The sequence below is a fragment of the Amycolatopsis thermophila genome (assembly GCF_030814215.1).
GTDB classification, from domain to species: domain Bacteria; phylum Actinomycetota; class Actinomycetes; order Mycobacteriales; family Pseudonocardiaceae; genus Amycolatopsis_E; species Amycolatopsis_E thermophila.
Genome location: NZ_JAUSUT010000001.1, coordinates 7,122,606 through 7,134,180 on the forward strand (window position 1 = coordinate 7,122,606; position 11,575 = coordinate 7,134,180).

The 11,575-nt window shown below is 72.2% G+C and carries 9 protein-coding genes and 2 pseudogenes; 5 read left to right on the forward strand and 6 right to left on the reverse strand.

The window, feature by feature from the left end; genetic code table 11:
* The first annotated feature begins 26 nt into the window (after positions 1-26).
* Positions 27-368: a hypothetical protein gene (locus FB470_RS34845; protein ID WP_306998666.1), complete on the forward strand. Its 342-nt coding sequence runs from the start codon at positions 27-29 to the stop codon at positions 366-368.
* On the opposite strand, the pseudogene FB470_RS35960 reads toward FB470_RS34845, so the two are convergent.
* Positions 272-589 (reverse strand): annotated as a pseudogene (locus FB470_RS35960) (MFS transporter); the annotation flags it as partial. The gene FB470_RS34845 and the pseudogene FB470_RS35960 sit on opposite strands and share 97 nt — an antisense overlap.
* A 205-nt stretch (positions 590-794) precedes the next feature.
* Between FB470_RS35960 and FB470_RS34850 the strand changes: the two are divergent.
* Positions 795-1,272: pseudogene (locus tag FB470_RS34850) on the forward strand (ABC transporter ATP-binding protein); the annotation flags it as partial.
* Between the two features lie 94 nt (positions 1,273-1,366).
* On the opposite strand, the gene FB470_RS34855 reads toward FB470_RS34850, so the two are convergent.
* The gene (locus tag FB470_RS34855; RefSeq protein WP_306998668.1) at positions 1,367-2,182 is read right to left on the reverse strand and encodes an alpha/beta fold hydrolase; all 816 of its coding nucleotides are present in this window, start codon (positions 2,180-2,182) and stop codon (positions 1,367-1,369) included.
* 89 nt (positions 2,183-2,271) lie between these two features.
* Positions 2,272-3,825, reverse strand: coding sequence for an HD domain-containing phosphohydrolase (locus tag FB470_RS34860; RefSeq protein WP_306998670.1), 1,554 nt, complete (start codon positions 3,823-3,825; stop codon positions 2,272-2,274).
* Positions 3,826-4,289: 464 nt separating this feature from the next.
* Here FB470_RS34860 and FB470_RS34865 point away from each other — a divergent pair, with 464 nt between their 5' ends.
* Entirely contained in the window at positions 4,290-4,784 is a 495-nt protein-coding gene (locus FB470_RS34865; RefSeq protein ID WP_306998672.1) for a hypothetical protein, read from the forward strand.
* A 545-nt stretch (positions 4,785-5,329) separates the two neighbouring features.
* Here the strand turns inward: FB470_RS34865 and FB470_RS34870 are convergent.
* The 3 genes from FB470_RS34870 to FB470_RS34880 all read right to left on the reverse strand — a co-directional run bounded on the left by FB470_RS34870 (position 5,330) and on the right by FB470_RS34880 (position 9,861).
* Entirely contained in the window at positions 5,330-5,908 is a 579-nt protein-coding gene (locus FB470_RS34870; protein ID WP_306998674.1) for a TetR/AcrR family transcriptional regulator, read from the reverse strand.
* 69 nt (positions 5,909-5,977) lie between these two features.
* Positions 5,978-6,283, reverse strand: a complete 306-nt coding sequence (locus FB470_RS34875) for an ATP-binding protein (protein ID WP_306998676.1) — start codon at positions 6,281-6,283, stop codon at positions 5,978-5,980.
* A gap of 305 nt (positions 6,284-6,588) precedes the next feature.
* Entirely contained in the window at positions 6,589-9,861 is a 3,273-nt protein-coding gene (locus tag FB470_RS34880; RefSeq protein ID WP_306998678.1) for an AfsR/SARP family transcriptional regulator, read from the reverse strand.
* A gap of 117 nt (positions 9,862-9,978) precedes the next feature.
* Here FB470_RS34880 and FB470_RS34885 point away from each other — a divergent pair, with 117 nt between their 5' ends.
* Positions 9,979-10,620, forward strand: a complete 642-nt coding sequence (locus tag FB470_RS34885; protein ID WP_306998679.1) for a hemerythrin domain-containing protein — start codon at positions 9,979-9,981, stop codon at positions 10,618-10,620.
* Between the two features lie 36 nt (positions 10,621-10,656).
* Positions 10,657-11,073, forward strand: coding sequence for a DUF4267 domain-containing protein (locus FB470_RS34890; protein WP_306998681.1), 417 nt, complete (start codon positions 10,657-10,659; stop codon positions 11,071-11,073).
* Positions 11,074-11,575: the final 502 nt, after the last annotated feature.

Below are 11,575 nucleotides of genomic sequence, written 5' to 3' on the forward strand. Positions count from 1 at the left end.
CGCGCGGCATCGTCCACACCAGACCGGTGAAGGCGAGCACGCCGATCGGCAGGTTGATCCAGAACATGCTCCGCCACCCGGCACTTTCGACGAGCACCCCGCCGAGCAGCGGCCCGAGCGCCAGTGCAACCCCGCTGCTGCCGCGCTCCGGGGAACAGTTCGGCCGTGGCGGCCAGGGAAACCGGCACCACCGCGGCCGCGAACACGCCCTGCGCGCCCCGATCAGCGCGCCGCTGCTGGGCGCGGCAGCGCAAGCCACCGACGCGAGCGTGAACCCCGCGATCCCGGCGAGCAGCGTCCGGCGGCGGCCCAGGCGGTCGCCGAGCGACCCGGCGGTGAGCAGGAGGCAGGCGAAGGCGGGCGTGTAGGCGTCGAGCAGCCATTGGGCGACACTGGGCCCGGCGCCGAAGCCTGCCCGGATGGCGGGGACCGCAACCGGGGTGATGCTGGTGTCGAGGTAGACGAGGAACGACGCGACGAAGATCAACGTGAGCACGAGCCGGGGACGTGCAGTCACCAGGCTCACGCTAACCACGCACCACCGCGCGAAAAGTGTCCGGCAACCATTCTTCTCACGCGATCGGAACATCCTGTCGATCGGCCGCGCCGATCGACGCGGTTCGCGTTCCAATAGCCGCAGAACAAGCCCTGAACAGGCATTTCCTGCGCCGCTTTCGTGTCCACCCGTTCACCTGCGCTCCACCACCGGCTGCTGCAATGCGCCGCGAACCCACCATTTCCCTTTTCGACGCCACGGGAGGACCAAACGGTTCGGCGCGGTCGACGAGGTCACGCTGGACGTCGGCGACGGCGAGTTCCTCGTGCTGCTCGGTCCCAGCGGCTGCGGCAAGTCCACGCTGCTGCGCGCGATCGCCGGGCTGGCGCCGCTGTCGGCGGGCCGCATCCTCCTCGGCGACCGCGACATCACCCACACCCCCGCCGCGCGACCGAGACCTCGCGATGGTGTTCCAGAGCTACGCGCTCTACCCGCACCTGACGGTCGAGCGCAACATCGGCTTCCCGCTGCGGGCGCGCCGCCGCCCCAAGTCCGAGATCCGGCAGCGGGTGACGGAGGTGGCGCAGGTGCTCGGCCTGGACGGCCTGCTCGACCGCCGCCCGAAGGAACTGTCCGGCGGCCAGCGGCAGCGGGTTGCGCTGGGCCGCGCCCTGGTGCGCGATCCCGGGGCGTTCCTGATGGACGAGCCGCTGTCCAACCTGGACGCGAAGCTGCGGACCGCGACCCGGCCCGAACTGACCGAACTGCACCGGCGGCCTCTTGCCGCCGCCCACCACCCGCCGGGACTGGCCCAGCTCCAGGAGGGTGGTGCGCGCCGGCGAAAACCGGGCGTTGCTTCCCCTCAAGGCGTCAGACGGTTGCGTTGGGGACGCCCGTGGTGACCTCGGTCGCGAAGGCGGCCACCGCGCGGGCGAACTCGTCCGGCCGCTCGGCGTAGGTCACGTGCCCGGACCCCTCCAGTTCGACGAAGCGCGCATCGACCAGCGCACGGGCCAGGGTGGAGGCGATCGCTCGCAGCGCGGGGTGGCTGGTGGTGCCGGCCAGCACCAGGCACGGCAAGGCGATCGTGGCCGCGTCGTCGGCGCTGAACCGGTAGGACGGGCCCGCGAACTCGGCGAGCATCATCGGCCCGTTGGCCCGGTAGCGGTCCTTGGCCGTCTCGTCGAGATGGGACCACAGGCCGGGGCAGACCAGCGGGAAGAAGGCGTCGACCGCTGCGGCGGCGCCGCCGGCTTCGGCTGCGGGGCGCACGGCGGCGGCGATCTCGGTCATGAAGGCCTGCCCGGCCTCCGGTTGGAGACTGAAGATCGGCGGCTCGGAGAACACCGCCCCCGCCAGGAGGCCCGGGCAGGTGCGAGCGACCTCGACGGCGATCCGGGCGCCGCCGGACGAGCCGACCACGACCGGTTGGCGTAGGCCGAGCGTCTCGATCAGGGCGGCGGCGTCCGCGGCGTGGGTCGGCACGGACTCGGGCTCACTGCCCCGCCCACTGCGGGTATGGCCGCGGCGGTCGTAGGTGAGGCAGGTGAACCGAGCGGACAGGCGTTCGACCTGGCCCGCCCACACGCGGGCGTCTCCGCACATGCCGTGGATGAACAGCAGCGCCGGACCGGTGCCGGCCTGCTCGTAGTAGATGGTGGTGTCGCGCACTGCGATGGTGGGCATTCGTGTCTCCTCGCTCAAGGGTGGTGGAGAAAACGATGTGCCGGGTGCGGCGCCGGCCGCATCGGGCGAACACCCCATTTCGCAAGGAATCACGAGCCGAGGAGGCGGTGTTCCATCGCGAACACCGCTGCGGCGGCGCGCGAGTTGACGCCGATCTTGGCGTAGAGGTTCTCGATGTGCCGGCCCACGGTTTTGACCGACAGGTGCAGTCCGGCCGCGACCTGCCTGTTGGTACGCCCCCGGGTGATCAGGCGCAGCACCTCGACCTCGCGGTCGGTCAGGCCCGCGGGCCACCCTGACCGTCGTGCCCACGCGGTGGGCTGGCCCGCGGCAGCCAGCACGGCCTCGACCGCGGCGGGGTCGAGCTGGCCGGCCTTCATCTCGGCCATGACGGTGTCGCTGATCCGCGGGGCGGTCAGCGCCGGGCGGTGGGGTCGGTCCTCGCCCAAGGCCGCCACCACATCCGCGGCCGCCAGCACCCGCTCGCGCATGCCCAGCTCTCGGGTGCGGCGGTGGTAGCCCGAGCCGTCGAGCCGCTCATGGTGGGCCCCGGCGAGCCGGCCCAGGCCTGCCAATGCCGGGCAGCAGGCCAGGGTCGACTCGGTCAGGTACGGGTGCAGCCGCACCCGCTCCCACTCCGCCACCCCCAGCGGACCCGGCCGGTCCCAGATCCCGTTGGGGACACCCACTCGGCCGAGGTCGTGCACCGCCGCCGCCCGCCGCACCGTGGTGGTGTCCTCGGGCGTCATCCCCAGGCGCCTGGCGGCGGCGGTGGCCAGTTCGGCCACCCGCGGGGAGTGCCCCCGCGTCCAGGGCGACTTCAGGTCGGTGAAGTCGGCGACCGCCTCCAGCGCCAGATCCAGGCCCGCGCCGGCGATCTCGTCACCGCCCGGGTCGGCGGCCAGCATCGCCTCCCACACATCGGACTCCTCCAGCCGGCTGAGCACGCCCGGGCCGACCGCCACACACGCGTCGACCACCGCGGGGTCATAGGCCCGGCCCCGCCGGGCGTGCAGCACCTCAGCCAGCTCCGCCCGGCTGATTTGCCACCACATCGCGGCGTCCCGGGCAACCACCGCCACCCGCACCGCCGGCGGCACCGCCTCGCCGGCCAGACCGTCGGGGAATCCGGCGCCGTCCCAGCGCTCGTAGCCGTGTGCCAGCGCCTCGCGCACCGTCGCGGACGCACCGAGGCGTGCGGCGAGCATCGCCGCCACCTCGCAGTGCGCCGACAACGACCGCTTCGCCCCGGCAGGGTCAGCGAGCGCGCCCGCCACGAGCGCCGCCCGTCGCAGCGGCCGTTGCCCGGCGCCGACCGTACGCACCAACTGCCGGCCCATCTCCGCCTTGCCGCCCAGCGCCGCAGGGGCCATGCCGGCCAGGAACGCGAGATCGTCGCCACCGGTCATCCGGGCCGTCTCCCCCGCGTCCGCCGTGCAACCGAGGAAACGCAGCAACGCCACCTGCTGGGCGGCGGCAACGGACGCGTCGTCCAGGCCCAACGCCCGGGCGAGAGCCGCCGCCAACACCGACGTCCGCACACCGTGGAAGTGTGATTGGCCCGTCCCGAGGTCGGTGGCCAGCGACACGGCACCCAGCAGCTCGACCAGACGCAGCTTCACCGGCTCGGCATCGGGTGCCATCGCGCCAGTGTCCCAGGCAAACACCGGAATCGTCGAGGCAACCCGCCATGAAAGCGGCAGCGGCTAGCGTCCGTCGCCTCCGACTGGGTGACCGCCTTCGACGACGTCGGCCTGCGCGTAGCCGGTGGCAAGGTCCACCTCCGCGCCCAACCCGACCACCGCGCCACCGGGAAGCACGGCGACAGCGACTGAAGCGGCAGCTGCTTGAGGCTTCCGCCCCAGTCAATGGCATAGGCCTGATCACGGCATTCGGGACGGCAGGATCCACCAAAATGGACAACCACGCCAATTTTGCCACAAAATGTCCACCTCGAACTCCTGCCAACCCAGGTTGGAGCACTTTTTCATCCGCGTAACGGCCGTGGTCATGGCAGCGACTTGAGACGTATCGGCCGACAGTCCAAAGAAGATTCCGAAAACGCGTCTCGTTGAGATCGCGTTTCTTTCCGACAACGGAGGGGATTATGAAGCGCATCAACATGGCGCGTCGAATCGCGGTGGTAGGCGCCGGCGGGCTCTGCGCGTTAGGCCTGGCGGTCACACCAGCTCTCGCGGAAGGCGCCAGCACAACCACGCACACCTCGTTTCCGGCCGCGGGTGCGGCGTTCACCTGCGGCGCGGACACGTTGACGGCAGTCAGCGGCACCGTCAACCAGGTGTTCCACCTCAACCAGGACGCCCAAGGCATCTACCATGTCACCGGCACGATCACCCCGAACGGTGTGACCCTCCAGGATGCGGCCGGCAACACCTACACCGTGAGCGGCGCGAGCTGGTTCGGCGGCAAGTCAACCAGCCCGGACGGCGGTGACGTGATCGTCTCCACTGACACCGAACACTTCGTCATCCACAACGCGGGCGGCGGCGTCTACGCCAAGGTCCAGATCACGGAGCATATTTCGCCCAACGGCAACGTCTTCGACTTCGACTTCGGTGGTTGCCAACCCCCCAGCGACTGACGTATCCCGGGGCGGCCGCGATCCCCGTGCTGCCGCCGATAATGACGCCAGGCCGTCGCGGACTCGATCGTGCAAGCAGGAGCGCGTCGAGTTCGCGACGAAACTGGTCGTGCATATCGTGCTCCTCGACCAAATCTGTCAATACTCCTCGCCGCCGCTGACGCCGTCCGGATCGCTTCGCCTCCAGGCTCGGCCGGGTTTGCCGACTTCGCCACGCGCAGACCAGATCGCCCTTTCGGACGATGTCCCGGATGATTGATCTGCCGGTCACCGGACGAGGGGGGGGCGAACCCGAGCTCCTGGGGAGTGACCGCCGCGGGGGGGACCGGAGGAACTCGCCCAGCTCGCCGGAGGAAGACTTGCCGGCCCGCGACTGACTCGTGGACCCAGTGTGGCCCCGATCGCCTCCGGGTGCCTGCCCACGCGATGGATAGGCAAGAGCGGCCCCGGATGGGCCGGCGCGGCCGGGAACGTCCGTTCGCGCTCCGGACACGCGGTCGGGAGCACCGCAGCATGCCGGGCGGGCGCCCCGGCGGGACGGTGCGTCAGAGCACGGCGAGCCGGTCCACCAGCAGCTCCGTCCTCCGCTCGGCGTCCTCCGGTGGCAGCCGTCCCGCCCAGGTCAGGGTCGCCAGCCCGTGCAGGGCCGCCCAGAACACCTCGGTGAACAACGCCGGGTGGACGCCGTCGCCGGCGACCTCGGCGAGGCTCTCCAGCAGGGCGGCGAAGGCGTCCTTCAGAGGTTCTGGAGTGTCCGCCCTCGCGAACGCCAGCCCGCCGTCGAGCTGGAACATGGCGTCGTAGACCGCCGGGTTGCGCGCGGCGAAGTCGAGGTAGGCGCGGGCGAGGGCGATGACCCGGGCGCGCGGGCCGTCCGCGGCGGAGGCCGCGGCCCGCACCGCCGCCGCCATCTCGGCGGCGCCTTCCAGCGCGACGGCGCCGATGATCTCGCGCTTGCCGCGGAAGTGGCTGTAGAGGACGGGCTGGCTGTACTCGATGCGCTCGGCGAGCCGGCGAGTGGTGACCGCGTCCCAGCCCTGCTGCTCGGCGAGTTCCCGGGCCGTGGCCAAGATCAGGCGTTCGCGCTCCGCCCGTTCGCGTGCCTTGCGTTCCTGTACCGACATGAGCCGACCCTAGCACTGCTAGACAATCAAGCAGCAGTATTGCTAGCGTCGCCACGTCATCTATCACTGCTAGATCCCACACCCGGCGGCCCGGGCGCCAGCCACCGCGGCCTCACCCATCTCAGCCACGACGTCCGGGGACAACCGCGGCGCCTGGGACTCCTCGACGAGCTTCTGGTGCCGCCGCTGCAGCGAGCAGTCCCACGCGCCCAGGTGCACCACGCCGCCGTTCGTGTCGGCGAGCACCTGGATCTCCACGTGCCGCGCGCTGTCGAGGTAGCGCTCCACGCAGCGCCGCGCGTCACCGAACACCGCCTGGGCGCTCGCCCGGGTCCGCGCCCACGCCTCGGTGGACTCGCCGGCCGAGCCGACCACGGCATGCCAAGCCCGCCGCCAGCAACCGCCTTGATGATTACCGGGTACCCGATCTCGTCCGCGAGCGTGGCCGCCTCCACCACCCCGGCGAGGGGTTCGCGGCTGCCGGGCAGCAATGCCAGCCCGGCCTGTAGATCTGGGTGCCTTCTCCTGCATCAGGACGATGCCCGGCCAGGCGAGGCTCATGGCGTTTCCCCGTCGAGATAAGTGCGTGGTGTCGTGTCGACGAGATCAGGCTCGGTCCCGTCGACCTGAGTCACGGCACCCCGCCCGACCGTCGCGGTGTCCCACATTCGGCGTGTGGATCACGACCTGATTTCGCTTGGGCGGGGCGATCCACTCAGCCGATCGGCGTGTGATCGGGCGTCGGCGGCCCAGTGGAGGGCGTTCCACTGCTCGGCGATGGCGGCGGCTCGGGCGAAGTGGGCGGCGGCCTCGTCGGCGCGGCCGAGGAGCGCGGCGAGGTCGCCGAGGGTGTGGGCGACCGGGCGCAGGGCCAGCGACAGGCTTTCCGCGCCTGCCGGAGGACCATCGCGGTGAGGGAGCAGTTCCGCGTAGATCTTCTCGGCAGCGTCGCGGTCGTTCAGCGCGACGATCGCCATCGCGCGCAGGCTGGTCAGGAAGGTGAAGAAGAAGTCCGGGCGGATCGGGCTCGGTGATGTGCGGGCCCGGCGTGCCTCATCGCTGCGGCCGGCGGCGTGGAGGGCGAGCGCGAGCAGGTCGGCGGCCATCGGGCCGAGCGCCTCGTGGAGAGCGCGCACGTCGTCCAGGTGGTCGCCGAGCGTGCCGTCGTTCAGCCAGATCGTCGCCTGCGCGAGCTGGAGGAAGCCCACGTGCACCGACCCGGCGCGTTCCATGCGTTCGGTGGCCTCGGCGTAGAGGCGCTCAGCGTCGGCGTACCGGCCTTCGATGAGCACCAGCGTCGCCAGCGCGATCTCGGCGGCGCCGATCGCCTCCGGCATCCGGTAGGCCCGGGCGAGGTCGAGTGCCTCTTCGAGCACCCGTCGCATGGTGGCCGGATCGTTGGCCGCGGCAGCGTTCACGGCCTGGTTGAGCAGCCCGGTCACGCGGTAGACGGGCAGATCGTGCTCGACGCCGATCTCCACCAGCTCGCGGCAATACTCCTCCCGCCCGGAGTCGCGGGCCAGGACCAGCAGAGCCGCGGCCCGGAGGCGGGGTTCGGTGGCGAGGTCGAGTGCCTCCCGCGCCGCCGCCACGACCGTCGGATCGTCCTCGCCCACCAGCTCGTCGGCGTACGCGGTGAGCAGGCGGGACCGCACGTCGGGGGCGAGGTCGGTCCGCTTGAGCAGGCGGCGCAGCCGGTCGACGATGGGACGGTCGACCGTGCCGTACGTGCGGGCCTGCCAGGAGGTGGGCTCGGTCCAGGCGGTGAACGCGGCGATCATCAGGTCGTCGCGGCCGATCGACTCGGCGTACTCCACGGCCTGTGCGCGCGTCTCCCTGGCCGCGGCGACGGCCCCCGCCCTGATCTGCGCGCGCAGCAGCCTGCCGAACAGGTCGATGCGTTCGTCCGGCTCGCTGGAGATGGTGACGGCGTCGGTGAGCAGCGCGGCCGCCACGTCGTGGGCGTAGCGCGCCTCGGCCAGCTGGGCGGCCCGGACGCAATAACCGACAGCCTTGGGTGATCCCGCTCGCGCGTGGTGATGGGCGAGCGCCGCGACGTCGCCGGTGCCCTCCAGGGCGGCGGCGATCCGGGCGTGCATCCTGGTGGCCCGCAACCGGCTGACATCGGCGACCAGCGTGTCCCTGACGAGTGCGTGGACGAACCGGACGCGCCCGGGCCCAGGCTCGTCGAGCAACCCGGCGATGACGCCCGCGTCCAGCGCGTCCAGCACGCCGTCCTCGTCGGAGTCCGCGGCCCGCACGAGCACGTCCACCGAGCTTTCCCGGCCGGCCACCGCGGCCAGCCGCAGGACGGACACCACGCTCTCGGGGAGCCTTGCCAGCCGGCGCCGCAACACGTCCCGGACGCCCTCGGGGACCTCGGACAGCGCGACCAGTGCGCCCTCTCCGCTCAGCAGCCGCGCACTCTCGCGCACGTAGAACGGATTGCCGCCGGTCCGCTCGGCGATCCCGGCCACCGTCGCGTCGTCAGCCTCGCACTCGGCGCGGACGAGCTCCGCGACGGCGTCGCCGTTCAGCCCCGGCAGGTCCAGCCGGAGAGGCGCGGTGCGGGCGAGGGACCCGAGCGCGTCGGTGAGGCGCTCGCCCTCGTCCACGCGGTACGCCGCGACGACCAAGATCCGGGCCCGCGCGCCGGCGCCGCCACCGAGCAATTGCAGCGTCGCGGCGTCCGCCCAGTGGAGGTCGTCCAGGATGACGGCGACCGGCCGGTCGGCCGCGGCCGCGGCAAGCCAGTTCCACACGGCCTGCCGCAGCCGGAACCGCCCGGCCGTCGCGTCGCCGGCCACCGGCGCGGAGTCGGAGAGCAGCGGCGCCAGGTCGTCCGCGAACTTCCCGGGAGGAACGCTCGCGGCCACCTTCCGCAGCGCCTCGACCCACGCCCACGCAGGCGGCGCGCTGTCCGTCTCGGGACAGCGCCCGGCGGCCACGAGCCACCCGTCCTGTTCGAGTCGCGCGCCGAAGTGCTCCAGCAGCGTCGACTTGCCCAGCCCCGCCTCCCCGGTGACGAGCGCGACCCGCGCCCCACCGGCGGCGGCCTCCCCGGCGGCCGTCACCAGCGCCGCAAGCTCGCCCTCCCGCCCCACCAACGCGGGCGCGCCGATCCCGTTGTCCACAGGCGTCGGCGCGGTTGCCCGGGGCCGGGGCACGTCTGCGGGGAGCGGAGGGACGGCCGCGCGGAGGACGTCCGTGCGCTGGGTGAGGATCGCCTCTTCCACGGCGACCAGGCCCGGGCCGGGGTCGAGGCCCAGCTCGTCGGCGAAGGTGGCCCGGGCGCGGCGCAGCGTGTCCAGGGCGTCGGCCTGGCGGCCGCTGCTCCACAGCGCGAGGGCGTGCAGACGCCAGCCCTCCTCGCGCAGGGGATCGTCACGGGTGAGGCGCTCCGCCTCGGGTACCACCGCTGCGGGGTCGCCGAGCCGCAGTCCCGCCGCGACGTGCAATTCGCGGGCGACCCGGCGCAGCTCGCTCAGCCGGGCGGTCTCGGCGGCGGCCCACGGCTCGTCGGCCACCTCGGCGAACGCCGGTCCCCGCCACAACGCCAGCGCCTCGTCCAGCCGGGCGTGGGCAAGACGGGGATCGGCGAGCGTACGGGCCTCGTCGAGCAGCTCCTCGAAGCGCCAGGCGTCCACCGCCCCCGGCGGCAGCCGCAGTGCGTAGCCGGGCGCCGCGCTCACCAGCAAGCGAGCCGGGGTCCGCGGTGGGCGGCCGGGCTCCAGCAAGCGGCGCAGGTTGGACACGTACGCCTGCAACGACACCAGAGCGCGCGACGGCGGTTCGCCGCGCCACAGGTCCTCGACCAACCGATCGACCGGCACGACCTGCCCGCGTGCGGCCACCAGCAGCGCCAGCACGCCACGCTGCCGCGGCCCGCCGAGGGGAACGGGCTCGCCGCCCACCTCGGCCGCGAACGAGCCCAACACCCGGATCAAGACCATGACGTGGCACATCGTAATGCGCGGCCGCGTCACGCGTGCCAAGTCGGCTCCAAGTGCCCGCCAAGCCCCCGAAGCCAGTCTTGAACACGTCGAACCGACGAAGGGCAGGAGCCGAAGATGAGCATCAACACCCAGGACATGGAGATCGTCCACCGCGCGTTCCGCCGCGAGTCGCGGCTGCTGATCGAGCTGGTCGCGGCGGTCACTCCGGGGGACACCGCACGCGCCAAGGTGATCGCCGACCACTTCCGCGACTACCGGCTGGGGCTGAAGAACCACCACGAGGGCGAGGACGAGCTGCTGTGGCCGCCGCTGCTGTCCCGAGTGGACCTGGAGGCGGAGATCGTGCTGCGGATGGAGGCCCAGCACGAGCGGGTCGCCGCCACGCTGACCCGGCTGGACGCCGCAGTCCCGGCGTGGGAGGCCACCGCCGGCGCCGACGAGCGGGACACCCTCGTGGCGGCCCTCACCGACCACCGCGCGGTGCTGCTGGAACACCTCGACGACGAGGAGGCCACGCTGCTGCCGCTGGCCGCCGACCACATCACCGAACAGGAGTGGGCGTCCCAGGGCGAACACCTGGTGGCCCACACCCCCAAGCTCACCCTGCTCACGCTCTTCGGCCTCGTCCTGGAGGACGCGAACCCGGCCGAGCGCGCCACGCTGCTGTCCGTGCTTCCCGCACCCGTACGCGCCGTCTGGCACCTCATCGGCCGCCCCCGCTACGCGCGCCACATCCGCCGCGTCCGCGCGGCCTGACCCACCACCTCACCCCCACACCCGCAGGAGACCGCGATGTCGCTCAAGACCGTCACCACCACCCTGGCCGCCCTCGGCGCCCTGTTCATCATCTACGTGGGGTTGTCCTACGTGCTGACCCCGCAGACCACCGCGCCGGGCTTCGGCCTGCCGACCTGGCCGGCCGGCGACGGCGGCGGCTTCCTGATCCTCAAGGGCATCCGGGACATCGTGTCCGGCCTGGTGCTCGGCATCCTGCTGGTCACCCGTCAGCGGCGCGCCCTGGGCTGGGTCCTGGTGATGGAGAGCCTGACCGCGTTCGGCGACATGACCACCGTGCTCGCCCACCACGGCTCCGCGCTCGTCGCGTTCAGCGTGCACGGCTTGACCGCCACCCTGGTGCTGCTGACCGGCCTGCTGACCCTGCGCGAGACCCGCGAGGTCACCACCGCCCGGGTCCCGGCCCTGCGTTGAGATCGGGTGTCCGGCGTCGGGGAACGCCGCGTCACCGACAAGCCTGATCTGTCGGCCTGGCCGGAGGGTGCGAAGGTCATCGTTCACCGAGGTGGACGGGTAACGGACCGCCGTGATTCCCGGCCAGGCCGCGGGTCTGGAGTTGCACCACCGTCCAGTACACCCCGGGATTCACCGGCACACCCGTGCTGGTGAATCCCGGGATTGCCCCGTTCCGCACCATGGCGCTGCATGTCGATGGCGGACCACCCGTGGCGCCTGGCAAGTCCGGGTAGCGCTGCCACCTGGACGACCTGGTATCCCCATACTCCGGGCTCCAGGCGAAGAAGGCCAAGCAGGCCCCCGCCTGGCTCGGCACACGCTCGACGCGACACAGCGGGGATTGGGCAGACAACGGGCGCCTGCCGTGCAGATGTCGGCGTTCTCCGAATCAGCCAGATCGCCGGCGCGAAGACAAGCGATGGCACTTGCACGCTCAGCAGAACGTGACCCACTCGTGCGC

What these genes read in the sequence shown, in the direction of transcription:
- FB470_RS34880 (WP_306998678.1), bottom strand. Translation starts at nt 9,861, where the DNA reads ATGGTCTTGATCCGGGTGTTGGGCTCGTTCGCGGCCGAGGTGGGCGGC.
- FB470_RS34860 (WP_306998670.1), bottom strand. Translation starts at nt 3,825, where the DNA reads ATGGCACCCGATGCCGAGCCGGTGAAGCTGCGTCTGGTCGAGCTGCTG.
- FB470_RS34870 (WP_306998674.1), bottom strand. Translation starts at nt 5,908, where the DNA reads ATGTCGGTACAGGAACGCAAGGCACGCGAACGGGCGGAGCGCGAACGC.
- FB470_RS34890 (WP_306998681.1), top strand. Translation starts at nt 10,657, where the DNA reads ATGTCGCTCAAGACCGTCACCACCACCCTGGCCGCCCTCGGCGCCCTG.
- FB470_RS34865 (WP_306998672.1), top strand. Translation starts at nt 4,290, where the DNA reads ATGAAGCGCATCAACATGGCGCGTCGAATCGCGGTGGTAGGCGCCGGC.
- FB470_RS34885 (WP_306998679.1), top strand. Translation starts at nt 9,979, where the DNA reads ATGAGCATCAACACCCAGGACATGGAGATCGTCCACCGCGCGTTCCGC.
- FB470_RS34855 (WP_306998668.1), bottom strand. Translation starts at nt 2,182, where the DNA reads ATGCCCACCATCGCAGTGCGCGACACCACCATCTACTACGAGCAGGCC.